The 24,954-nt window shown below is 42.3% G+C and carries 16 protein-coding genes; 13 read left to right on the forward strand and 3 right to left on the reverse strand.

Going from position 1 to position 24,954, the window contains the following annotated elements; genetic code table 11:
- Positions 1-221: 221 nt before the first annotated feature.
- Positions 222-2,288: an EAL domain-containing protein gene (locus VJL_RS20500; protein ID WP_038881123.1), complete on the forward strand. Its 2,067-nt coding sequence runs from the start codon at positions 222-224 to the stop codon at positions 2,286-2,288.
- 69 nt (positions 2,289-2,357) lie between these two features.
- Here VJL_RS20500 and azu read toward each other — a convergent pair whose 3' ends face one another.
- On the reverse strand, positions 2,358-2,810 hold the full coding sequence (gene azu / locus VJL_RS20505; RefSeq protein ID WP_005441233.1) for an azurin: 453 nt from the start codon (positions 2,808-2,810) through the stop codon (positions 2,358-2,360).
- 612 nt (positions 2,811-3,422) lie between these two features.
- Here azu and VJL_RS20510 point away from each other — a divergent pair.
- The 12 genes from VJL_RS20510 to VJL_RS20565 all read left to right on the forward strand — a co-directional run bounded on the left by VJL_RS20510 (position 3,423) and on the right by VJL_RS20565 (position 23,490).
- Positions 3,423-7,046, forward strand: a complete 3,624-nt coding sequence (locus VJL_RS20510) for an Ig-like domain-containing protein (protein WP_038881036.1) — start codon at positions 3,423-3,425, stop codon at positions 7,044-7,046.
- A 139-nt stretch (positions 7,047-7,185) separates the two neighbouring features.
- Positions 7,186-10,713, forward strand: a complete 3,528-nt coding sequence (locus VJL_RS20515; protein WP_038881038.1) for an Ig-like domain-containing protein — start codon at positions 7,186-7,188, stop codon at positions 10,711-10,713.
- 461 nt (positions 10,714-11,174) lie between these two features.
- On the forward strand, positions 11,175-11,777 hold the full coding sequence (locus tag VJL_RS20520) for a hypothetical protein (protein ID WP_038881040.1): 603 nt from the start codon (positions 11,175-11,177) through the stop codon (positions 11,775-11,777).
- A gap of 44 nt (positions 11,778-11,821) precedes the next feature.
- Positions 11,822-12,325 (forward strand): hypothetical protein, encoded by a 504-nt coding sequence (locus tag VJL_RS20525; RefSeq protein WP_038881043.1) that lies wholly within the window; start codon positions 11,822-11,824, stop codon positions 12,323-12,325.
- Between the two features lie 76 nt (positions 12,326-12,401).
- On the forward strand, positions 12,402-15,104 hold the full coding sequence (locus VJL_RS20530; protein WP_038881046.1) for a TcfC E-set like domain-containing protein: 2,703 nt from the start codon (positions 12,402-12,404) through the stop codon (positions 15,102-15,104).
- A 5-nt stretch (positions 15,105-15,109) separates the two neighbouring features.
- Complete coding sequence (locus tag VJL_RS20535; RefSeq protein ID WP_038881049.1) at positions 15,110-15,802, forward strand: fimbrial biogenesis chaperone; 693 nt, start codon at positions 15,110-15,112, stop codon at positions 15,800-15,802.
- Entirely contained in the window at positions 15,783-16,820 is a 1,038-nt protein-coding gene (locus VJL_RS20540; protein WP_038881051.1) for a hypothetical protein, read from the forward strand. The genes VJL_RS20535 and VJL_RS20540 overlap by 20 nt, the downstream gene beginning before the upstream one ends.
- Positions 16,786-17,538, forward strand: a complete 753-nt coding sequence (locus VJL_RS20545; RefSeq protein WP_038881054.1) for a LysM peptidoglycan-binding domain-containing protein — start codon at positions 16,786-16,788, stop codon at positions 17,536-17,538. The genes VJL_RS20540 and VJL_RS20545 overlap by 35 nt, the downstream gene beginning before the upstream one ends.
- A gap of 247 nt (positions 17,539-17,785) precedes the next feature.
- Entirely contained in the window at positions 17,786-18,736 is a 951-nt protein-coding gene (locus VJL_RS20550) for a hypothetical protein (RefSeq protein ID WP_038881057.1), read from the forward strand.
- Positions 18,737-18,934: 198 nt separating this feature from the next.
- On the forward strand, positions 18,935-20,647 hold the full coding sequence (locus VJL_RS20555; protein WP_038881060.1) for a GMC oxidoreductase: 1,713 nt from the start codon (positions 18,935-18,937) through the stop codon (positions 20,645-20,647).
- 222 nt (positions 20,648-20,869) lie between these two features.
- Positions 20,870-22,099, forward strand: a complete 1,230-nt coding sequence (locus VJL_RS20560; RefSeq protein ID WP_038881064.1) for an NAD(P)/FAD-dependent oxidoreductase — start codon at positions 20,870-20,872, stop codon at positions 22,097-22,099.
- Between the two features lie 83 nt (positions 22,100-22,182).
- The gene (locus VJL_RS20565; protein WP_038881067.1) at positions 22,183-23,490 is read left to right on the forward strand and encodes a dicarboxylate/amino acid:cation symporter; all 1,308 of its coding nucleotides are present in this window, start codon (positions 22,183-22,185) and stop codon (positions 23,488-23,490) included.
- A gap of 51 nt (positions 23,491-23,541) precedes the next feature.
- Here the strand turns inward: VJL_RS20565 and VJL_RS20570 are convergent, their stop codons facing one another.
- Both VJL_RS20570 and VJL_RS20575 read right to left on the reverse strand, forming a co-directional pair.
- Positions 23,542-24,075 carry a cytochrome b gene (locus tag VJL_RS20570; protein ID WP_038870389.1) on the reverse strand — a complete coding sequence of 178 codons (534 nt, stop codon included), beginning with the start codon at positions 24,073-24,075 and terminating at the stop codon, positions 23,542-23,544.
- 156 nt (positions 24,076-24,231) lie between these two features.
- On the reverse strand, positions 24,232-24,879 hold the full coding sequence (locus VJL_RS20575; protein ID WP_038881070.1) for an HAD family hydrolase: 648 nt from the start codon (positions 24,877-24,879) through the stop codon (positions 24,232-24,234).
- Between the last annotated feature and the right edge of the window lie 75 nt (positions 24,880-24,954).

The raw sequence follows: 24,954 nt of genomic DNA on the forward strand, positions 1-24,954 counted from the left end.
CGCTCTTTTGGTTTGGTAGATAACAACAAGTTGGCCATGGCTACCTTTGTTGAGTGACTATTCGCAACGTTGAACGATCAACGCTTTGTTACTCGAATGATACCGTCATCGACTGTCTGTCGAAACTCTCCCTCATTGCGATACAAATTAAACGGACCTTAATTGCGGCGAACTTCCTGAGCGGCTCATCGAGTCGTTTACTAATGGATAAAATTAGCCAAATGAACAATCGATACGTAAATCGGCTTTTTACTTTAATTTCCTCCAACTCGTACATAAATGGCTTATGTAATGTACTGGTCATGTTGCTCCCAGTGTCATTGATTTCCGCATTCAGCACTTTGTTGAGCAATTTTTTTATGATGGCGGGTTACGAGCAAGTGGGTACCACGGTTGGAGCCGCGAGTTCTATCATCTGGAAACTGTTCCCAATCTTGTTATTGGTTTACTTCTCGCAGTTTCTTTCTTCTCTGTTAAAAGTCTCACGGGTTAATGTTATTACGCCTTCGTTGATGATCTATTTCATCGTGTGTAATGAGTGGGGGCTGCTGCAAGAAGGAACGGTCGTACCGAGCAATTACCCACTGGCAATCATCATTCCTATTTTGGTGGGATGGTCTGTTCGTGCAATGCAAAACCGCAAATGGTTTATGCGGTCGGAGCTGCCTAATATTGTCGACCAGTCTTACAACTTGATCATGGCAACGACGGTGTTGGTTGTTGGTTATACCTTATTAGGTTATGTGCTAGGACGCGTTTTCTGTGCCGCTGATATTGCTGGCTTTTTATTGCCAAGTCTGGACCCATACTCTCTTTTCGATGGTGTTATTTACGAGCTGGTACGTAATCTATTTTGGTCCATTGGTATTAATGGGCACATTATTTTTGCACCATATAAAGCGGAGTTGTATGAAGCGACACGTGTAGCGATAGAAAACCATGAGTTGCTCGGAACGCCATTGCCAATACTGACGACCAACTTCTTCGATTTTTATGCGGGTTTGGGTGGCGCAGGAAACACCATTTCTTTGGTGCTTTGTATGTTATTTCTCACTAAAAACCGCAGCTACAAAGCGTTGGCAACCGCAGCTTTAATTTTAAGTTTTTTCAACATTAATGAGCCAATTATTTTTGGGCTGCCAATTATGTTTAACCCTTTGTTGATCGTACCGTTCTTGATTGCACCTGTTGTTGGTCTTGTCATTGCTTATGTGGCAACGGCGCTTGGCTTGGTGGCACCAATGACGGAAATCATGAGTTGGATGACGCCACCTTTGATGAGTGGATATGTTGGCACGGGCTCTACGTGGACAGGCGCGGTGCTACAACTGATCATCATCTTAGTCGGTGTCATAATCTATTATCCCTTCTTTAAACAGATGGACAATATCGGGAATGCTAATGCATCGTTTGCTAAGTCACTTTCTGATGATTTCTTTAATTATGAAGGTGTTGAAAGTGGTAAATCGGCAGGGGCTTTTTTCCCCGAGATTACGAGTAAATTTGCGGCACAAAAGCGAATTACTGACCTAAAAAATAACGGTGAGTTTATCTTGTATTACCAGCCTCAAGTGAACACGCGAACAGGTGAGATTCGCTCTCTAGAAGTGTTGATTAGGCACCGTTCTGAATCGGGTGAGATCTCGCCTCCTACTTTCTTAGATGACTTTGCCAAAGTGGGGTTAATGAGTGAGTTGGATTTGTGGGTGGTTGAAACGGCTCTAAAAGAGAGCGCTCCTTTAGCAGACTCGCCTCACTTTAAGGTTTCAATCAATATGTCACCAGAGACCTGTCTTGTCCCCGATTTTACGGAAAAAGTGCTGAGTATGATTAACCAAAGTGCTTTGTCTTACTCTCAAGTGGAATTCGAAATCACGGAAGACATGCTGATTCAAGATGAACACAGTACCCACCGAGTCTTGACTTCTCTCCGTGAGGCTGGAGTGAAGATTGCGTTAGATGATTTTGGTTCTGGGTACTCTTCAATTGGGTACTTGTCTAAGTACGATTTCGATAAAGTTAAAATTGACCGCTCTTTAGTTTTGAATCTCAACAATAAAAATGGTCGCGAACTGTTTAGGCTAACGGCTAAGTTGGTCAAAATTACGGGGGCAGAAACCGTTGCTGAAGGGATAGAAACCGAAGCAGAGTTGGAGTTTATGGCGGAACAAAACATTCATTTGATTCAAGGTTTCTACTTTTATAAGCCGATGCCTTTTGAAGACGTGCTTACCCTGAATTTTTCAACGTTAGAAGAGCACAGCGATTACGACCATTATTCTTCCTAATTAAGAAGGGAAGCCACTTATCTTGGCTTCCCTTTTCTTTTTCAGAGGCTTGAGTTCGAGCGTGAACGCTTATTTGAACTCAAACTTACCCTGCATAATTGCCCAGTGACCAGGGAAAGAACAGAAGAACGAGTAATCACCTCCCGGAGTCATTTTCTCTGTGCTGAACGTGATAGAGGTGCTTTCACCGCCGCCGATCACTTTAGTAAATGCGTAAACACGGTCGTCGTTAGGTTTCACGTAGTTGTTTTCAAGACCTGCTGACATGCCTTCTGTACCTACTGCTTGTAGGTTCGCCGTGTCTGCAATGACCACGTTGTGACCCATTGACTGCGCTGGCATCTTACCTGTGTGGTTCAGCGTCAGTTTTACTTCTTTACACGTTGCTGGAACACTCAACGTTTTGGTCGAAAACTGCATCATATCGTTAGCATCGATAGACACTTCACACTCTGCGCTTGCTTGTGCGCCAAAGCTCATTCCAACTAGTGCAAAGGTTGCTGCTACTAAACGTAAAGACATATAACACTCTCCATATTTTATTTTTGGGCTGACTTGGATTCAAACCGATCCAATGCATCTCATTATCATCGAATATTCAATCTGAAACCGTGCTTCAATCCGGATATTGACGTTTTGTTGCAAAGTTATACTTATCGTTTTCACTGGATGATCATTCATATACCTTATTTTTAGCGCTTCAGTTAAGAAGTGTGAAGACGATCTTTATAACCGCTTCAGGCGCTTCTTTTGTGCTCTCATATCGCTCTAGCTTTGGCGTTTTTTTCGCTAACATGTAACTAAGTATTTCAACTGTATTTATTCTGTAACTTATTGATTTTCAGATGCATAAAGGCGTAAAAAACACAAATCACACTATTTGTAGAAACGGATAAATTGATTTGTTTTATCTCGCGCACACTTTCAGAAAATTGAACTAGAGTCCCAGATTTATGTTTGCTTATCGATTGCGCGCGAAATGTCGTCAAATTGACGTAAAAAGACGCTTTATTTTTGGCACTTTTACACCTGTAAGTTGAGTTACATTTGGTTACATCTGTCCGCTGCGGCGCGAAAAAAGTCCCCCTCTATAATGCTGTTCCTTTTTATTGTTGTTTGTATAAGTCCTTAATTATGAGAAAGAATACGCTAGCGATCATGCCAAGTGTTTTAGCACTGGCGATCGGTATGGGGTTGCCTGCTGCACACGCAGGAGTGATCACAGACGCAACTATCGTCGGCTCAGAAAGCCAGTGGTGGAACACTTACAAAGTGATCCTAACGAACGACGGTTCAAAGCCAGTTGAACTGCGTGATGCGAAAGTGACGTTTGATTCGAACCTATCTATGTCGACACCATCTTGGTCTGCGACTGGCATTAGTTACCCGGGTATGAAGTTCACCAGCGACGCACAGGGTAACCTGTTCAAGAACACGCTTGCGCTCGCTTTTGATAGCGGTAGCTGGGTGAAATCTCAACTTCCGGCAGGTGAACGTATTGAGCTAACGTTGGGTGTGAGCGGCGTATTGGATCTGACCCTTCTTCAGAGTACCATTCGTCTGATTGCTGACGATGAGGGCGAAGTTGGCGAACCAGAAATTTCTCTTCAATTGGCATCGCCAGTGAATGGAGCTGAGTTTGAAGAAGGCCAAGCGGTTGCTATGCTAGCAAACGTAACGGCGACTAATACCAGCGTTAAAGCGGTGACTTTCTTTGTCGACAACAAACAAGTAGCTCTCGTAACACAAGCTCCATTCCAAGCAAGTTGGACTTCTGTTGGTGCAGGCGCTCACACGATCAAAGCTGTAGTGGAAGACACCTCAGGTCTTACACAGCAACAAGCGGTCAGCATTTCAGTAAAAGAGAAGCCAGTTGAGCCACCTGTGGAGCCAGAAGTGCATGAGCTGACGTTCGTCGCGCCTACACAAGGTCAAACATTGATGGTGGGTCAGGCAACGACGATCAAAGCGCGTGTTGATGGTGAATTGATCTCTAAATTAGAGTTCTGGGCAAATGACCGCAAGCTAGGTCAACGTAACATCGCTGCAGGTCAAACGACGTATTCTCAATCTTGGACACCAAATGAAGTGGGCAATGCGACACTTAAAGTGGTGGTTCTCGATCAGAATAACCAAATGGTTGAACAACGCAGTATCGCTGTTGCTATTGAAGCAGCTCCAAGCTTTGTTAAGCCAGAAGTGAGCTTCTCTTCGCCTTCGAACGGTTCTAAGTTTGAAAAAGGTGAAGCGGTATCGATTTCTGTTCGTGCAACGGATGCTGATGACGATTTGTCTCGCGTTGTCGTGAAAGCAAACAACAAGCAAATCTGTGATTTCAACGCAGCAACCACAAACCAGTTCTCTTGTAACTGGACAGCGTCAGAAGTTGGTGCAGTTAAGCTAGAAGCGATTGCGACAGATGCTGAGAACCTAACGGCGACAGCACGTGTGAACATCACAGTTGAAAAAGTAGAGACGCCGACACCTCCGCCAACAGGTGGACTGTGTGCTGACTTTAATGTGTACCCAGACTGGACTCGTGGTGATCATGCAACAGGCGGCGACATTATGGTTCATAAGAACATTGCTTACTCAGCGGTGTACTGGACGCAATCTGTTCCTGGCAGCGATAGCTCATGGTCATTACATCTAAACTGTGATGGTACTGAGCCGGGTACAGCGCCAGCGCTATCATTGCGTAACCCAATGGACCCAGTGCGTCTAGAAGTGGCAGGTTGGCCAAATACATTCGTAGTGGCGAGCCCATCCACTCAAGCACCAAGCACGCTAACTATTGCAGCAAGCAGCAGTGATGCGCTAACAGACCTAGAGCAACTGACACGTTCGTTTGTGTCGGCTATCGAACAAGCAGAGAACGCGGGTACAGCATCAATCGTGATTCAATCGGATGTTCTGGATCTGGCTACGCAAGACAAAGGTGCATCGTTTGGTGCCGTTGCGGTTAAACAAGCACTGACGAATGCTATTGATATCACGGGTAGCCGTATTGATATTGATGCGATCAACGCACTGAGCGATGACGTGAAAGGCTGGGCACATGCTTACAACTTGATCTTCACAACCCTTGCGCCACAAGCGACATTTGGTTGGTCACTAAGCATTGGTGAGTTTGCTTACGATACCCACTCTGGTCGTCAGTCTGTATGGGATGAAGCGTCTGTTTTCACGGCAGATCTACTTGATAGCTTTGAGCTTTACAAAGCAGATGCTGCGAACAACGCTGACTTTGTAGCGTTTACTAAATCAAACGCGACTGCTGCGCTAACTAGTGAGCAGTGGCATCACGCACTTGAATACGTAAAACAGGTGACAGATTACGTTGATGCGCCTGCAATGCTAACGAACATGCCGACAGAGCAAACTGCAAACTACTTCATGGGCAACACGCAAACTGAGCAGCAAATCCGTAAAGCCGCGTACAGCAACGTATTTGCATTGATGTTTGATCAAGACTCTCAAGCCCTAACCAGCAAAATTGAGCTTTACCAAACGGCGAAAGTGCCACTGTACTACGTAGGTGAAGAGTTAGAGAAAGGTTCGTTGACTCGTATTGAAGCGCTAAACCAAGAGTTAGCAGATGCTGAAAGCGTAATGGATAACGAAGCCTTCCTATACGAAACGCCGCAGTCTCAGTGGGTTCCGTCCACGGTTTACAAGTGGAACGACTTCCTAGATGGCTTGAACGCAATGCACAACATTGGTGTAGCGGGCAACAAGTTCTGGCTAATGAATGATGAAGTTGATGACGCAACCAACATCAAATACGCGAAAGTCGCGATTGCTGCGTTCCTTGCGCAAAGTATGCAAGAGACCATCCGCTACAACGCGTGTGATGAGAACAACTGGTCTGAAGTGAAATATGGCGCGCCTGCGGATTACCCAATGACAGCAAGCTGTGGTCAATTGGGTCAGAAATACGCAGATTACGGCGTAAACCCAGTTTCTGGTTTGGACCATGCGTACTCTTGTCCTCGTGATGACAAGATGGAAGTCAGTGCTCTGACTCATGCGAAATGGTATGGCGCTCCAGCTCCAGTTTTTGCAGCACCTGATGCAGTACTTGAAGAGCGCGGCCTATTGGTGAACGGTGCAGCAGGTCGTTGGACAAACAACGGTCACTGTAACGATGTTCCAGAAAGCGTAGATACGTCTAAGCAAGTGTGGGAACGCGACGAATGTAAGACTTACGTTGGTCAGAAAGCAGGTAAGTTCATTTGGGACGGCAGCAGCCAAGAAAGTGTTGAAGGCTGTGGCTGGTGGGGTCGTGGTGTTATCCAAACCACAGGTCGTCAGAACTTCGGTACGCTTAATCACTACCTAGGTCGTTCGCACGTTGATCCATCAACCATTGGTAAGACAATTGATGGCGTAACGGTAGAAGCGCCACCGGCGAACCCACTTTATGCTGAGCTAGACTTCTGTTCTAACCCAAGTCTGATTTGTAGCTCGGAAGAGAACAAAGAGATCAAGTGGATCGCAGGTTTGTTCTACTGGGTAACGTCAGTTCAGGCATACAACGACGAAGGCGGTCAGTACGCTGATTGGAACTACCACAACGAACTTAAGAAGTACGTGGACAGTGGTCTGCAAGGTTCTCAATTTATCGATGACGTTTCAGGCATCGTTAACCGTGGCTGTCCGGATCTGACGTGTTCGACAGGTGATGTTCACAACGTGAAAGAGCGCCGCGAGAACTTCAAACTGGTACTACAAAAGCTAGGCCTTGATCCTCGCTAATTAAGACAAAGCAACATCGATGAAGCAAAGCCATCACTGAAAAGTGGTGGCTTTTTTGTTTTTATCAGGGCTTTATCGTGTTTGTTAGCAAGCTAATGAGTAATGTGCTTTTAGTGCTAAACAATGAATCGCTTAAACAATGATAATCGGTAAATATGCATCCAAAGCCTTGGCGTGTGTTGGTGGTTTTATTGGTGGTGTGCGGTTTAGCTCAAATTCAAATTCTACGAGTATTGGGAAAGCACTTTTATCTAGCTCTGTTTCTTTCCCAAATACAGCTTACCTTCCGTCTAATGAGCCCACTCGCGCAGATTTAAGAGGCGATTACTTAAGTGTGAGTTCTATGCCGATACAAAAAGTAAATAGTTTAAAGAAATGGGTACGTACACTTCTACCTCTAGGTTTACTTCCTATCTTAGTTGCGTGCGGTGGCGAATCTGATTCGGGAAGTTCAAGCGAAATATGGCCTGAAAACCAAGTTGATCAATATGTTTCTGTTCATGCGGAAGACTTTTATAGTGTCGTTCAAAGTACTGACTCGGAAGAAGTCCGAGTTAATGTAGTCGATAAAGTTGCGCGTTCAGGAGGAGAGCGTATCTCCCTTGCTGAAGTTGAAGTTTTATCATCAGATCCAAGCTGTCAACTTGTTGATAGTGATAATGAAAGCTTCCAAATTATCTCTGACCACGCAATGGTTTGTGACTACCAATACACAGTTGGCCTTGATGGATATTCAAGTGGTTACCAAATGATTGGTAAACGAAGTGGCGTGAGCCGTGTCGTGGTTGCAAACAATGCACAACAAGCTGAGTTGGTTCCGTTTGGTGTTGCTGGTTATCAAGGTGAAACATTAGAAATCAGCATCGATAATGAACTCACCAAGGTTGGTGATAACACCTCTCTATCTGGCTTTTCTTTAACGGATGATGTCATTTTAATGCCAACAGGCAGTTCCTCAACCGTGTATTTAGATAAAACAAACAACAAGATTTCATATACACCCGCGGCAACGTTTAAAGGCAATGAGCGTATTTTATACACCTTAGAAAACAGCAGTGGTAATGTCTTGGTTGGTTCTGCTGTGGTGACAGTTTCTGAACGCAGTTCTGTCGGGATTGATATCCCAGATAAGATAGTAATTACAGATACTGTTGAGGTAGGAAAAGAAAAGACAATCAGTATCGTTCCTTATGTAATAGATAAACAAGATGATAACTTCCAATTAATCCAAGTTGTTGCGTTTGATTCAGCAGTTGCTTTGTCGGATGCCTCAGATACAACGAACAAAACATTCACTTTCAAAGTCGAGCACGCAGGGCAGTATTATGTAAATGCCATTGTTACCGATCATCGTGGTGGTTTTGATGTAGCATTGATGAAGATCGTTGCAATAAACCCAAATCAAACGGGTTTATGGGGTGACTACTATTACAACAACCAGATCTACAGTGGGCCTCTGACGAAAAGTGAAGCAGATAGTGGTGGTATTCGAAATGACGGCACCTATTTTGACTCAGCTCATTCAGCGAAACCTGCCGTAGCGGTATTCCGTCAAGGTAATGCGGCTCAGTACTGTGGAACGTTTGGCCGCTTACCAACGAAAGCTGAACTTCAAGCTGTATGGGCTAGTGACAAAGGGAATAGTAAAAATTGGCCACTCTCACGAGGTTATATAACTCTAGATAGTTCAACTTACAAAGTAGTTAGCTTATCTAGCGGACAGGAGCTTACTGATGACGGCCAAGGCTACTATGTTACCTGTGTGAGTAACGGTGCTCTTTCTATAAGAGCAATCGATGGCACTGCAGTAGCGAATGGCAGCGACAAGGCGATTGTAGAAGCCACTTTCCTTATTAATGGGAAAGCGGCCTCAGGGATTACCGTTGATGCTTCAGTATCTGGACGAGCGAACTTAGTTAAAGACTCACAAGTTACAGACAACAGTGGCAAAGTAAGATTTGAAGTAACCAGCACCAAAGCGGAATCAGTCAGTGTATCCGTAGATGTTAGCGGAACATTTTCAGTTTCTCAAACAGTTACTTTCATTGCTGATGTGAGTACTGCCGTCTTAAGACAGATATCGACTTCTCAAAATAATGCTTTAGCGGATGGTATCGATCAAAACCAGATAACGGCTCTGGTTGTGGATAAATACTTTAACTCCGTTCCTGGAGTAACTGTTAATTTTGCTGCTACGAATAGCTCAACAGCTAAACTAAAGAGTACAACTGGTGTGACGAATGCAAGTGGTAACGCGGTCGTCAATTTTACAAACACAGTTGCCGAATCGGTAGGTATCAAAGCAACTTACAAAACGATAGGCCTTACTTCCTATGCCAGATTTGTGAACGATTACAGTTATGGTGCCTTGACGATCAAAACATTGACTGCTTCTGCTGCCGCTAATGGTAGCTCAAAAGTCTCTGTAGAGGCCGAGTTCAAGCAACATGGCAGTGCGGCAGTTGGCGTTGATATTAAAGGTGTGACAACTGGTAGTGCTAAGTTCGTAAGTAGTACCGTTGCAACTGGAAATGATGGCAAGGCGAAATTTGAGTTAACCAATACCAAAGCAGAAAGCGTTAATGTCACGCTATCCGTTGGTTCATTTTCTCGAACAGTTACTCTTTCTTTCAGTGCTGATGCAAGTTCTGCGACGATTACCAAAATTGAAATCGCAAAAAATAATGCTGTGGCGAATAATTCCGCTACGAACCAGGTCAATGTCGTACTTGCAGATTCTAACGGTAACTTAGTATCTAACCAAACCATAAACTTCACAGTGTCGAGTGGTAGTATCGCGAGCTCAACAAAAACCAATGCCAGTGGTGTTGCTTCGGTTTATGTGAAAAACACAACGGCCGGAACGACATCAGTAACAGCTAAATATGGTACGAGTACGAGATCAACAAACGTTAGCTTCATCGCAAACGTAAGTACTGCAACGGTTAAGTCGCTGTCTATCCTCAAAGACAATGCAGCAGCAAACGGCACAGAAGAAAACCAAGTTAGAGCGCTTTTAACTGATGCTAACAATAACCCTGTTAATAATCAGACGATAAACTTCACTGTCGGAGGTAGTGCAAAAGTTTCTCAAACAACAAAAACAGATGGGAACGGACATGCAAATGCAAGTATCACTAATACATCAGCACAGACGGTTACAGTTACGGCCAAATTTGGCACAAGCTCTAAGACAGCAAATGTGACGTTTAAAGGAGGTGACTCTTTTACCGTTCAAGGTGCTGTCTATATTCGTTTATTTGAAACAGAAAAACTAGGAACGGCTTGTAACTCACAAGCCCCGCAAACTCCAACAGGAAGTCAAGCATCGAGAATGTGGGTGTTTAACTCCGTTGCAAACCTTGATGTAACTGAAATCAAAATTAACACAAGAAAATACTACGTACCAAACAGCCAAGGTGCTGTAGATGCAGTTTGTCGTGGGCATGCTAAAAACCACTTTATTCATATGACAGCATCTAATTTGAACAAAGTGGCATTCCAGTTTACAAACCCAACAGGAGCGCTGGTATTAGGAAATGGCTTTGGATATGCAAATCCTCTTTATACAGCGCAATGTGCAAGGACAGGAGTTGGTACAATTGATATTAAGGATGGTGAAACGGGTAATGTAGTTGCTACACTGCGAGATATAAACTGCCAATAACTATTTAACCATAAGAAACAAAGCCTGAATGAGAATTCAGGCTTTATTTTTTGGTGGTATTTATTTTAAATTAACTACTGTCAATTATTATAATTTTAAATCTGTAGTTAAACTTACCTCTACGAAGTTTCAAGCAAAGTAATACTAGTTAAAATGTAATGTAGGATTAATTATCACAATAAGTAGGAATATCCCTATTTTCTATTTTTATTCTTTTTGTTTTTAATTTAACTAATTGATAATAAAGTGATTGCTGTTTCTTGGAGTTTCATTTCTCGGTGTGGGTGTGTTTTTGCTAATCGAATTTTTATGTATGTTGGCATGAAAGACGAATAATCAAATGTGATGCTAATTCCGAAATGAATGAAAACACTAATATATGAACTGTGGGGTGAGGGAGGAAATCAATTTTTCAACATTGCCACAATTAATATTTTTAACAGGATAGTAAGAGTAATAATATGAAAAAGACAATGTTATCTGTAGCAGTTCTAACTGGACTATTTGCTTTTGGCGCATCTGCTGCTGACCCAGCTGCAGGCGATATCGATACAACAAGTGCAACGCTAACTTGGGAAGCAAAAGTACCAACAGTAGTAAACGGTGAGTGGGTTACAATTACTGGTCAAAACGGTGGTGCACTGGTAGATGCTGGCCTAACGATCAACCCAGACGGTAGCTTCACTTCTGAGAACGTGCTTGTTGAAGTTCGTTACTACGATTCAGCAACGAATGTTGTAGGTCTTCCGGTTGTTGTCGGTACAGAAACTGCTGCCAGTTCTGGTGTTGCACCAGAAAGTATCACATACCGTGTCGACGTACCGGCGTTTGTATCAGAGAAAGGTGTGGATCTATCAAATGTTGATGTAAGCGTGTTCAAAGATGACGTCGTTGTGGCGACAAACTCAGCATTGAAATCAACAGCAGCTGACGCTTGGCAGACACAGTGGAAAATTGAGAATGCACCAGGTACTGGTATGTCGAACGTGATTGCTGGTGACGTAATTACAGCAACAACCGTACTACGTGCAGATGTAGAATTTGCAGCATACACGACGCCTTAAAGTGGAACGCGCGGCCTATAACTTAGGTCGCGCAAATTAAGTCTATGAAGAAAATTATCATCTTATTTCTGCTTTATCCTTCTATCGCTCTGTCTTCTAATTCAGTGACTAAAGTGTTGCCGTTATCGGCAGAGATCCAAAATGAAAAGTTTTTCTCATACAGAATAAAAGAATTCAAATTTAAACAGCCAAGGTTACAAGTTGAAGTAGATCGAGCTACGGGTGAGCTTAAAAGTATTGAAACCAAGTTGATTGTAACCACTGATGTTCCAAGCAGTTTTTCAGCTGGTTATAAAATATCCACTAATGTCTTGGCAAGTGAATGCTTTGATAACAAAGGAAACTCAACTAAGGCTGATTTTGCTGAACACACACTAGATGGCGAAGTGTTAAGCGTAGGTAAAGAAATTAGGTTGAACGATTTCTTTACTAATAGAGACACATTATGGGTAGAAAAGAACTTCCAAATCGATTTTGACAATGATCTTCAAGTTGAGGATGAGCGTTGTAGCGGAAAAGTAACGCTTTCTATCGGATTAGATTTTTAATTAATGACCCGTGTGCTTAGCACTTGAGGAATCGTCGTGTTGAGGTTTGGAGGTATTTAGTTTGTTGTTTTTTTGCATGGATTCTAAAATCAATAATAAAAAAGAAATACAGAGAATAAAGGCTCTTTCTATTAAGAGTTCGGTTTTACTGCTTAGTGTTATTCCTGCTTTCTCTGCGTATACAAACACGAAGTTTATTCCACCAGGTTTTGAACATTTTTATGAATATCAGTCAAATCAAATCTTATTTGTTCTTCCTAATGATACGAGCGTCTCAGTTCTAGTCACTTCTAACTTTGATGGTGTGCAATCTATCGAAGAGCCTGAAAAACTGCAACAAGCATTAATAAGAGCAGGGATATCTAGTGAACATATTGATGCTGTTACGCAAGCCGTGGTTGCAGAGGAGCAAAGTGATGAGAACATTCTTTATGTTTACGACTATGCTCAAAAGCAAGTCATTATTGAAGTCCCTGCCAATTACCTTTCCGAGGGAGTGACTGATTTAGGCTTTACTCGATTGACTGAAGACCGCCGCGCATTGATTTCGACCAATCGTCTTTTCACTACTCATTATCAAAGCTCAACAAGTGCGACACTCACTAATAACTCAACAATTGGTTTTGGTCGTTCACACGTTGATCTAGAAGCATCACTCTATGTTGTCGACAATAGTTCTAGTCAGTTCGATGTTGATGAATTGGCTTACACCTATGATTTAGAAGGTAGCTCGATAAAAGCGTATGAGACTCATCGCGGAAACACAGCAGAAAACTCGACCTCTATTTTCAACTTTAATAGAGAAGAAGAAACGGTAGGGATCAGTTATTTCTCGAATGACAACCTACTGGTTAAAGATATTGGTAACACTAAAAAGCTGTTTTTCGATATGAAAGCTAGAGGCACGATTGAAGTGTTGAGGGGCGGCCAAATCATTTATACGAACTCGGTGTCAAAAGGGCAACACAGCGTAAGCTATCGAAATCTTCCGCGAGGAAACTACGAGGTATCAATCGTATTGAAACCGGTTGGCTTTCCGGAAGAAGTGTCTAAAAAAATCATTCACAACAATAACTCTGAAACCTCCTTAAGAGGTTACGATTATGCTGCATCTGTCATAAAATCGAGCAACAGTTTTAGCCAGAGGAGTTATGAAAAAACGTACCTTGATTTAGCGGCAACATACTCATTATTAAATGACCGTTTACTTATTGGTGGCAATACTCAGCTAGCGAGTCAAGAAGGTGCATTTGGGTTTGGTGCGACCTATACCGATTCAAACTTTGGTGTGGGCGGTTATATCAATAAGTTTCAAGGTGGATACTTATTCAACACCAACTTCCAAATTGCTGATATTAACTTTGATTATGAAATGCTAGATGCGAATAAAAAACTGTCGGACTCAAAACAGTTAGGCAGCATTCGATACGGAATTAACGATTACGTCCAAGCAACGGCATCTTATTCTTCTCGCATTTACGAGGGGACACTTAATTTCTATGCAAACCGCTATATGGAGACCTATCAAGACTCTAACTTAGAAGTAAGTAACTTAAATCTATCGACGAATTACAACAAAAATGTCTATAACAATGTCTATGTTGATCTAGGTTATAGCTATCAAAAAGACTTTAACAATTCTAGGTTGAATGAACATATCTTCTCGATCAGCGTTAATGTCGACCTTAATGACAGTTTCTCATACATATCTGGCGTCGATTATTCGACTCGTAGCAAAACTCGCTTTAGTAACACATTGCAATATTATGCTCCTCAAGTAGAAGCTGGAAATGTGCTGCTATCTGGAAGCGCTGATCTATCTCAATATGTTGATGGGAATGACTCACAGTCTGTTTATGGGATTAACGCCAATATTCACAACGATAAGTTCAATGCAAACTTGTATGCCAATGGTACGACAGAAGACTATCAGAATTTTACTGCCAATATTGAGTCAACGACGATTGTTACTTCTGATGATATCTATGCCTCTAGAGAACGAGCCCCATCATATCTAGTTGTGAAAAATGCAAAGGCTAATACACAAGATCAAGATGATTTAGGGTTAGTTAAGATCCGCAGAAATGGCCAAAGCAACATGCGAGAGACTATTAAAGGTCAATATACCTTGATTGAACTCGATGAGTACAACGAGTATGCCTTTAATCTAGACACAGAATTGAGTGGTTACAAACACAATCAAATCGAAAGTAGCGAAATGTTTAGTTACCCCGGCACACTAAAAGAGATCGTTACTGAATTTGAAGAAGTGGTCTCTGTTCTAACTTACTTTGAAGATTTCAATAACCGTCCAATTAATAATGTTGAATGTAAAGGATGTACTTCGATAGCGAAAGTTGGAGATGGTGTCTACAACATTTCTGTCGAGCGGGGCGAAAAGTTCTTACTTACTGCGAATGAACAAATTTGTGCACTTCGTGATGGGTATCTTGATAATTCATACGGTAAAAGTAACTGTTTTCCTCAAATCGAAGAAGATGAATTGGGATTACAAATTGTGGTTAATGGTTTAGGGAATGATAAAGACCATATTTATTATCTAGGTGCTTTTGAGGATAACAACATTGTTGAAAGATATAAGAAATTAATGACAGACATGGAAGTAATCCAAATATCCTTTAACGGCAATAACCATTATTTTGCAAAGCTATTTTCTAAACCTACATTATCCATTGCAAAAAACAAACAAGTTATTCTTGAATTACAAAACTACGCGTTATCAGTCTCTGATTCCGATAAATTTACTAAAAATAGGTAGTAGCCATGAGAACATTATTTTTTTTACTAACTTCACTAACTAGCTTTTTCACTCACGCGGTGGCGGTAAGTAGTCTGTTTGAAGTCGCAAATGAAGAGCACTTCGCTGATTTCTCAATCACGAACAATGATGGCAAAGACATGTTCATAAACCTTGAAATTGCGCATGTCGCGTATGTGAATGGAGAGAAAGTCGTTACCAAGGTAAACAAGGACAACTTATCAACTTGGACGTTTTCAGTTTCACCGAGTCAGATCATTCTTAAGGATGGCGAAACAAGAACCGTTCGAATGAAAAATGATTGTGCGAAGCAATCATGTAAGTTCGATGAAGATCAAGTCTACGCGGTAGATGTTAACCCATACCCTTATGTCGGTGAAGGGGAGGATTCTGCGGTATCTGTTGCTTTTGGGTATCGAATTTACTTTATGGATCCTGCTTCTGAAGTGAAGTTAGATTACGAAATTAAGCGTGTAAATGATACAGAGTTTAAATTCTCCAATAAGAGCAACACCATGCTCAACGCGGTTATTAACACGTGCGAAAAAGGGTTCTCGAGTAACTGTATTTACCAATACAAGCTATTAGCGGGTTCAGAAAAAGTATTTAAGTTGCCTGCAAATTACGTCGGGAAGAAGAACATTGCTATCACGGTGATAAATGCAAATGAGAGTATCAATGAACAAATATCTATATAGTCTGTCACTCATTGCGATAGCTAGCTTGAATACAGAGTTAGCTTATGCCTCTAACAACATTACTGCGAAGGTCGTTGGTAGTGAAGTTACTTGGATGAATGCCAACGTCGTTGGGGGTGAAGTCGTACAACAGATCTGGCAACCAAGCAGTTCTTTCAACTTATTGCCCGTTCATAGTTGGAACCCGAGCTTTCAAAAGAGCCCAACGTCAACGCTCACTTTTAGCTCAACGACTGGAGTCCAAGTAACTACGGCTTTTCAGCATACTGGGATTCAATTTAGTACGGCAAGTCCTTTTAGTGTAGCGAACAATTCAAACGCCGATACTTGCGGCTATGAAAGCTCAGCTGGAAGCCAGTTCATTTTAAGAGACGATAGTACATGTCGAGCTAGTTATGATCTAAATGCGACGAGAAAATACAAACCGTTCGACTTTTATAGGAGCTCTTACAAGTTAGACAATCTCGTTGATGCTTTTAAAGCGGCAAACGCGCCTACTGGTATTTACTACGCTGCGGTGAGTCTGCCTGTTACTTACTACATGAAGTATGGCACGGCAACAACTTATCAAACTTATAATGATACGACGGTATTTACCATTGACTATAAACCATCTTTTATTTCGGCTGTCGATGTAACAGGTGATGGTATCTTTTCGCTTTCTTATGATACTGGGAACCACAGTGTCGCAGGGACGACAACTTATGAAGTCAGTATTTCTGGTCACATAGAACCAGGAATAAAGATGCAGTTCTTTTCTTCTGGAACGGCAGATAAATTTGAATTGGAACATACAACCTCAAGTGATGTTATTCCGTACAGCTTAGCTTGTTCACGATGCGTCAACAGCAACATTGTCGAAACTGGTGAGCTAAAACAAACAACGTCAAAGATTCCTTTTGTCGGAAAAACATTAGATTTTGATTTGGTTTTCTCTTTTGAAGAGCTTTATTTTGGTGATGTGGATGAGGGAGATTACAGGGATGCGGTTACCGTTCGGTTTGAATTGGACTTATAGCTTATTTCTATTGGCTTTTCTTTCTATCCAACCAGTATTTGGGTATGAAAAGTCTGCGAGTGTTGGTGTTTCAACTGGTTTTTATGATGTAAAGGACAATCAAAACGCTGACGAAAATCATAATTATTACAGCTACTTTTTAGAGTATAAGGTAGATAATTACCTACTCAAGGGGCAAATGCATCACTCTTCCCATGGTGACTTTCAGCGTTACTTTGGTTTGGAAGCTGGCTATCAGTACGAATTTAATGATATCTACTCTGTTTATACAATACTTGGCGTAGACTTTATTGATAGTGGAGTCGACAGCAAGTTGGGATTGGGATTTTCAGTATCAGTATCAGATTACTTCGATATTTTTATTGAAAACAAGTTCAGTCGCTCGAACCCTTATGGAGACTACTTTGTTGAAGCGGGTTTGACGTTTAATCTATCCGGCTTTGATGAGTCTCGTGTCACCCCAAACAACACTGAGGTTGAAGAAGTGATGCCTCAAAGCGTTGTGCTTAATGATAGTGACTCATTATTGGAAGATGACATGACAGACGTCTCGCCTCTGAGAGTATGCACAGAGCCTTATGTGATTGTTTATGGGGATACACTATCTAAAATTGCTCGTGAGTGTCAGGTGTATTTGAAAGAACTACTATTTTGGAATCCTAAGTTTCAGAGTAACCCAGATCTTATTTATCCTAATCAAGTCGTTACATTCAAATGATTAATGTTTCGTAACTAATTTTTATTTGTAAACAGTTAGCTCGGGGAAAATCAAACAAAAGTGGCTCTTTAATATATAACGTTAGACAAGATAGTAGGTTCATTCCTGTAGTTGATGTTTTATTTTCTTACGTTAATTGTAGGAATGTTCTCTTTGTCATTTTTTTTACCGCCTTTTCTGGTATTAACTTGTTTGCTTATTGATAATCGCGTTTTGCGATTGGTCGTGATCTCCGAAGGGGATTTTAATGTTAAAGTTTCATGAATTCTTGAAAGAAGTGGTATTTAAAAAGATTCCTAGAAAGGAATTGATGATCAAACTTCATCTGGAGTATGACGAGTTCAAAGGACTGGATAATATTACAATGAGTCGCTGGACTAATGGCGTAACAAAACCATCATCTTGTCGACAGTTGCTTATCGCTCACGCGGCGAATTGCTTGAACATTTTTTTACATCAATGTTCAGCACCAAAAGTTCCGGTTTCTTTAGAGTCGCAATATCGAAAATTTCTAAACCAATTTGATAGTTATTATCATGCTATTATTTTAAAGCCTGAGCGAAATGCTAAAATTTGTCACTTTAAAGGGACTAACTACGAGGCTCAAGAAATATATGGTGATTACACTTCTAAAATTAATCTAATGCCAGCTAAAGTAAATAGTTTTGATGACTATAATAAAAAATATAATGTAGACGTTTTTTATAAGGGCAACATAGAAAGTAAAATTCCAGAGTCATATATGTACTTTCATCAAGAAGTAGGTGCTTTGTTTGATATTTTAGATTTGTCTATTGACCGTTACACAAGTAACCCAAAAAAAGATACTCTGTTTTTTGGGCTATCTTTCTTCAAAAACTCAAATGATTATGAGCTTTTGTTTGGCCTAGTACTCAATTACATCATTCGTCATCATTTCAACGTAAAAAATGCTTTTTTTACTGCGAGAGGCAGGGAAGATATGTCTTTGTATGAGACGTTGGGAGCTGAGCAGATAGCATTGATTGATTGTTCGAAGGATTACGGCAATGTTTATCTTTATCATATTGATTTACAGAAAATTCTTAGTCATCCCATCTTCCTAGGGTTGATAATTAAATATCACCCTATTTACGAAAAAGAGTATGAGCAAATGCGAAGCCATGGTGTGGATGCTAATGTATTTTTTAATGATACCTATGATGCGATTGCTGTTTGATTTGAATTCACATGAATGCATACGTTTTCAAACGTATGCATTCTTGCCAGTGTTTTATCGCGTTATTATACGACTTAAAACAGTATAGATGAGCATGCTGAAAATTAGCATGCTTATTAACATTTATGCGTATATGCCAACTACAAGTAATAGGCTTCGATAGTATTCATCTTGTTTACTAACAAAGGAGAGTTACTAATGGATGGTACAAATCGAAGAGTATTTTTAAAATCTTGTGTTGCTACCTCGGTTGCTGCTGGTATGAGTGTCACCTCTCCAAAGGCTCAGGCTTTTTTCTTTCGCCCAGAAAATGAAAAACCGATTGATAAGTTTAAAGGTTTACCTGTTTTAGAAAGTTATCTACCAGAGCTTTTTGAACGCCCTCCTCAAATAACTGGCCATTTGCCGGTCGTTGTCATTGGGAGCGGCTTTGGTGGTGCAATTAGCGCTTATCGACTTGGTCTTGCTGGCATCAAAACGGCGGTAATTGAAAGAGGAAACCGCTGGCCTAATGACCCAAAGCGAGCGGTATTTGCACATGATATGTTGGCTGACAAGCGGATGTTTTGGCAAAGAACAAAGACCACGTTTCCTGCACTCACGTTTGATCTTCCGTTCCTTCAAACGATTACGCCACGTAGTATCGAAAAATTCGGTGGTGTTCTTGATATTGTCGATAAACCGGGAGAAAACAACCAAGATGGTTCCGACCTATTATTAGGAACTGCGGTCGGTGGCGGCTCGGTGATTTATACTGGTGTTATGGTTGTTCCAAAGGAAGAGCATTTCAAGAAGCTTTACCCTAACGAGCTTTCTTACAAAGAAATGGTGGACGTTTATTATCCAAGAGTGAAATCCATCTTAAACTACAGCAATATGCCTAAAGATCTTTTTGCCAGTGCGCCGTTTAAGCATTGTCGAGATTGGAATAGAGAAGTTTCAAAAGCAGGCTACTCTCCTTATCTTATCGAAGGTAACTGGAATTGGGATGTTATCAGGCAAGAACTCAAAGGGAAAAGCTTACCTTCAGCAACTATTGGCCTAACTAATTTCGGTAATAGCAACGGTTGTAAGAATGACCTTGGGCAAAACTATATTCCATTAGCAGAGGCAACAGGGAATGTCACTTTCCACCACAAGCATGAACTGATCAACATTCGAATGAATGGTGATATTTATGAATTAGACATTCAAGAGCTCGATGCTCACGGCAATGTTGTTCAACAAAAAACGATTACGTGCGACAAGCTTATTCTATCGGCTGGTTCTTACCACACAACACGTATGCTTGTTAGAGCAAAAGAGAGAGGAGACTTGCCGGAGTTAAATGAATATGTCGGCAAGAACTGGGGCGATAATGGCAACCGAATGGCATTTAGACAGTCGTTATTTGGATTACCTGCTGGTGTTGCTCAAGCTTCTCCTTCTCCTACAGCAATTTATGTTGATGAAGCCGGAAGAAGCCCGGTCGCAGCAGAAAACTGGGCAAATGCTGGTATTGCCGACGTAGGGATTTCTATGATGCTATCCGTGACTGCGGACTTTAAGAATCGAGGTCATTTTTATTATGATGCCTCTATCGATGATGCGGTTCTTCATTATCCGAAAGAGAACGAGAAAGATGCAACGGATGCCTTAAGAGCAGTAAACAACAAAGTTGCACGAGCTAACTGGCAACGAATAGGAGCTCAGGGTTTCTCCGACGTTATTTTTACTGGTGCGCACCCAGTTGGAGGAATGGAAATGGGGAAAGCGACAGACCTATTTGGGCGTGTAGATGGATACAATGGTCTTTATGTTATTGATGGGGCGCTTATTCCTGGAAACAATGGATGTGCAAACCCTGCGTTGACTATTGCTGCACTAGCAGAAAGAAATATTGAAAACATTATCTCAAAAGATTTTTCATAACCAATTATGTATCGATAAGAGCCATCACTGAAAAGTGGTGGCTTTTTTTGTTTATTCAAAAGGTTCAGATGCTTAGTTTTCATTATTACAAATTCGTAATAGTTATTTTCTTTTTCAGCTTATTATCATTTATTTGCAACTCAATATAATGCCCGCCATTCCAAACGTATTTGCTGCGTTTTTGATTTTTATCTTTCGATGGATGGTTTCCGGGAGGGGAGTATGTCGAATTTTGTTGTTATCGGTGGTGGTGCTGCGGGGTTAGAAATGGTCACGCGTTTAGCGAGCAGTTTTGCTGGCAAATCTGACCATACCGTTACTTTGGTTGAGCCATCTTCTCATCACTTATGGAAACCAAGACTGCATGAGATTGCGGCGGGCACGTTTGATAATGAGCTCGATTCGGTTGCGTTTCGTCTTCATGCTGCTTGTCACGGTTACCAATATGTTCAAGCTCGTATGTCAGGCTTAGACCGAGCAAATAAAACGATTACTGTGAGCGCTGAGTTCTCTCCAGAGCAAACATTGAAATACGATTACCTCGTGATTGCCGTTGGCGCGATCAGTAACGATTTCAAAATTCCGGGCGTAAGCGATCATTGTTTGTTCTTAGATTCGGCTTCTCAAGCAGAAAAAGCTTGGGAACAGATGAAACAAATGCTAGCGAACGGTGGTTCACATCGTGTTTCTATCGTGGGTGCTGGCGCAACTGGTGTTGAGTTGGCGGCCGAATGGGCGAAAGTCAGCAAGCAATTAAACCGCTATCAAGATGATACTCAGCTTTCGATTACACTCATCGAAGCGGCAGATCGTGTGTTACCTGCAAGTGCTGAGTGCATGTCTACAAAAGTATTGAAGAAGCTACAAAAGCAAGGTGTTAACGTTCGCTTAAACACTAAAGTTCAGCGTGCAGAAGCAGACCGTATTGTGACGGAAAATGAAGTCATTCCTGCGGATCTACAAATTTGGGCGGCAGGGATTCGATGCCCGGATTGGTTAGCGAATCTTGATGGTCTTGAAAGCAACCGCATTAACCAACTTAAAGTGTTGCCAACACTGCAAACCACTCTTGATGAAAACGTGTTCGTCATTGGTGATAGCGCTGAATGCCCACAAGAAGATGGAAGCATCGTGCCACCACGAGCTCAAGCTGCCAACCAAGCTGCGGCGCATTTGGCGAAGCAATTTAAACGCTTAGTGAAAGGCAAAGAGCTAAAGCCGTTTGTATTCAAAGACGGCGGGATGGTTGTCGCACTCGGGCATGACTACGCGGTTGGCGCATTGATGAATGACAAACTCGTATTGCGTGGACGCTACGTTCGCCGCTTGTACGACACGATCTTTAGGCTGCATCAGCGCGTTATTTTCGGTTGGTTCCGCGTGTCGGCTTTGGTAGTGCTTAAACGAGTAAAAGGTTTATTGAACCCATATTACAAAGGCTCTTGGTCTTAATCCAAGCCGTGACTCTTCACTTCCATTTTTTCATTTTTATCGAGCGCCCAAATCATCAGGATTTGTGGCGCTAGGTGTATTTTATGCGTCATTTGCAACTCTCTCTGCCCGTTCAACTTCTTATTTCTGCCCTACTTGCGTGGGGTGGGGCTCAAGCCATCCTTCTTTTAGTCGACCATGGGTTGGCAGAAAAATCGCTTTTACTGTCGAGTGATTACTACCAAATTTTGATGTTGGGCAAAACGATCTATCTCGGCTTACTGAAAATGGTGGTGGGCTTGATGGTGCTGTTTTCTCTTGTCGAAGGCATCACCAATATTGGCTCTACCGTTCGCCTTAAAGCGCTGGGTGGGCGAACACTGCTCTTCTACAGTTTCACCACCTTAATTGCCATTAGTTTAGGACTTGGTGCGTCGTTAGCATTGCCTGCATGGGAGCCACTTAGCCAAAGCATTTCTGTGGGTAGTGATGTCCATTTGATTGACGAGCAAGGCGCTGGTGGTGCCGCCATACTCACTAATCTCGTTAAGATGGCGATGGTGAATCCGTTTGCTGCACTGGCGAATGGTAACTTACTGGCGATCGTGGTTTTCTCCTTTATGGCTGGCGTTGCGATTTTGCTTTCTGTTCCGTCAGGTCATCCGTTGCTAGCGGTGATTTCGGGGCTGAACAAAAGCGTCAACACCATGATTCGAGGCATCGTTAAGCTGTCTCCGATTGCTATTTTTGCGATCGTGTTTGATATCACGCTGACCTCAAGTGGGAATCTGATTCAGCAACTCGCCTTGTTTGCGTTACTGGTGTTTGTGCTCACGATGGTGCACGGGCTAGTCGTGTTACCAACGATTGCCAAGGTAATGACGGGCATCTCTCCAGTTGCGTTATTTAAAGCGATTTCAGCACCATTAGCCATGGCGTTTGCAACGTCATCAAGTGCGGCGGCGCTGCCTTTGGCAAAGCAAAGTGCGGAAGACAATTTAGATGTCGCGCCGGAAGTCAGCAGCATGGTGTTGCCACTCGGCTCTGTAATGAACATGGATGGCACCGCGTTATTTGAAGGTGTCGCTGCGATTTTTCTAGCACAGTTGTTTGGTGTGGACTTGAGTACCACTGGATTGGTGATGATCTTCATCATGGCAATGGTTTCTTCCGTTGGTGCGCCGGGCATGCCTTCGGGCTCCATGTCGGGGATGCAGTTAGTGCTGCTAGCAGCGGGTATTCCACTGGAAGCGATTGCGATTTTATTGGTGATAGAAAGACCGTTGGATACGTTCCGCACCGCTGTTAATGTGGAAGGGGATTTGATTGCGACGCTTGTGATCGACCGCTGGCAGAAAAAGCAGGCGGTAGCTCCTCAATCGCTCGATTCTTCAGAGATGTTGATGAGCTAAAAGTGAAACGCACTCCCAATTGAGAGTGCGTTTTTTGTATCTATATCGATTCTACGAGCGACCAAGCATTCGAGAAATGGTGCCATCTTTGTCGACCACTTGGTGTTTGATAGCGCCAGCAACGTGAAGAACAAACACAGCAATCAGAATTTCCACTGCAGAGTGATGAATGGTTGAGCCGAGTTCTTGAAGCCAAGGGGTTTCTGGACCTTCAGCGATAATAACCCAACCGAAGATATCGACCGCTCGGCCACCACCAGCGCTCATTGCGATGCCAGAGATAGGCATTGCCAAAGTAGCGAGCAGAAGGATACCGTGTACTGCTTTGGCCGCTTTATCTTGCCATGCAGGCATTTCTGAAGCGGGTGGTAGAGCGCCTTCTTTTAAGCGCCACACTAGACGGATAAGAGCGACAACTAAAATGATAGCGCCTAGTGATTTGTGGATGCCATACCACTCAAACTTTTCTGGGCTGCGTGGCAAATCGACCATGTAAAGCCCTAGAGCGAACACCCCGATAAAAGCAAGTCCAGTTACCCAGTGCAAAGCGATAGTTTGCCAAGTTAATGGCTTTTTGTTGAGCATAATATAATCCTCGTTTTATGTATGGTTATGCGAGTGATTATCTATTAATGTTGTGAATATAACTACACAGTTATGTGTAAAGTTGGGTAAATATTATCCACAAAAAACGCCCCAAAAGATGGAGCGTTTTTAGTCAGTTAGATGAGAGGAAACGGGTTATGCCTGTTTTAACTCAGCTAATGCGTGATTCAAGGAAGGAACAATCGCATGGCCAAAGGCTCGAACTTCTTCGCAAGGCTCAACAAGATCTGGGATTTGGAAAGTGACCATGTGCGCCGCTACTGCAGAACGTACGCCATTGTTGGAATCTTCAAACGCGATACATTTGGTTGGATCTACGTTTAGACGACTTGCCGCAAGCAGGTAGATCTCTGGATCTGGTTTGCCGTGTGACACTTCACAGCCTGTCGTTAAGTTGTCGAAATACTTGCTTAGGCCCGCCAGTTCCAACTTCTTCTGTGCTACTTCTTTCGCTGTTGATGTTGCCACTGCGGTAGGAATGCCTTTTTCCTTCAACCACTCTAGCAATTCAACTACGCCATCTTTCACTGGTATCGCTTGATGTTTTACCACTGCATCGTATCGGTCACGCCACTCTTTGTGCAATCGGTCAAGATCATCCCCATAAGCTTTGCGGAAAATCACTTCAATGCCTGCTGCATTGCGACCAATGATTGAAAGGTAAACGTCTTTATAGAATGGGAGGTTTTGTGCTTCACACGCTTCTTGGAAAATGCGCATGCAGACACGTTCCGTATCGAGGAGCAAACCATCCATGTCAAAAATAGCAGCTTGATAATTCATTACTTTATGACTTGTCGATTGAGATGGCGCATTTTGACACAAGCAAGATCGATTTTCCTGCGTAATTCCACCATC

Origin of the sequence: Vibrio jasicida CAIM 1864 = LMG 25398, from assembly GCF_000400365.1 — a bacterium.
Taxonomy (GTDB): Bacteria; Pseudomonadota; Gammaproteobacteria; order Enterobacterales; family Vibrionaceae; genus Vibrio; species Vibrio jasicida.

Excerpts from the sequence above, each read along its gene's own strand:
- VJL_RS20540 (WP_038881051.1), top strand. The coding sequence starts at position 15,783 with ATGAACAAATATCTATATAGTCTGTCACTCATTGCGATAGCTAGCTTG.
- VJL_RS20515 (WP_038881038.1), top strand. The coding sequence starts at position 7,186 with ATGATAATCGGTAAATATGCATCCAAAGCCTTGGCGTGTGTTGGTGGT.
- VJL_RS20525 (WP_038881043.1), top strand. The coding sequence starts at position 11,822 with ATGAAGAAAATTATCATCTTATTTCTGCTTTATCCTTCTATCGCTCTG.
- VJL_RS20530 (WP_038881046.1), top strand. The coding sequence starts at position 12,402 with ATGGATTCTAAAATCAATAATAAAAAAGAAATACAGAGAATAAAGGCT.
- VJL_RS20500 (WP_038881123.1), top strand. The coding sequence starts at position 222 with ATGAACAATCGATACGTAAATCGGCTTTTTACTTTAATTTCCTCCAAC.
- azu (WP_005441233.1), bottom strand. The coding sequence starts at position 2,810 with ATGTCTTTACGTTTAGTAGCAGCAACCTTTGCACTAGTTGGAATGAGC.
- VJL_RS20520 (WP_038881040.1), top strand. The coding sequence starts at position 11,175 with ATGAAAAAGACAATGTTATCTGTAGCAGTTCTAACTGGACTATTTGCT.
- VJL_RS20555 (WP_038881060.1), top strand. The coding sequence starts at position 18,935 with ATGGATGGTACAAATCGAAGAGTATTTTTAAAATCTTGTGTTGCTACC.
- VJL_RS20545 (WP_038881054.1), top strand. The coding sequence starts at position 16,786 with ATGCGGTTACCGTTCGGTTTGAATTGGACTTATAGCTTATTTCTATTG.
- VJL_RS20570 (WP_038870389.1), bottom strand. The coding sequence starts at position 24,075 with ATGCTCAACAAAAAGCCATTAACTTGGCAAACTATCGCTTTGCACTGG.
- VJL_RS20535 (WP_038881049.1), top strand. The coding sequence starts at position 15,110 with ATGAGAACATTATTTTTTTTACTAACTTCACTAACTAGCTTTTTCACT.
- VJL_RS20560 (WP_038881064.1), top strand. The coding sequence starts at position 20,870 with ATGTCGAATTTTGTTGTTATCGGTGGTGGTGCTGCGGGGTTAGAAATG.
- VJL_RS20565 (WP_038881067.1), top strand. The coding sequence starts at position 22,183 with ATGCGTCATTTGCAACTCTCTCTGCCCGTTCAACTTCTTATTTCTGCC.
- VJL_RS20550 (WP_038881057.1), top strand. The coding sequence starts at position 17,786 with ATGTTAAAGTTTCATGAATTCTTGAAAGAAGTGGTATTTAAAAAGATT.
- VJL_RS20510 (WP_038881036.1), top strand. The coding sequence starts at position 3,423 with ATGAGAAAGAATACGCTAGCGATCATGCCAAGTGTTTTAGCACTGGCG.
- VJL_RS20575 (WP_038881070.1), bottom strand. The coding sequence starts at position 24,879 with ATGAATTATCAAGCTGCTATTTTTGACATGGATGGTTTGCTCCTCGAT.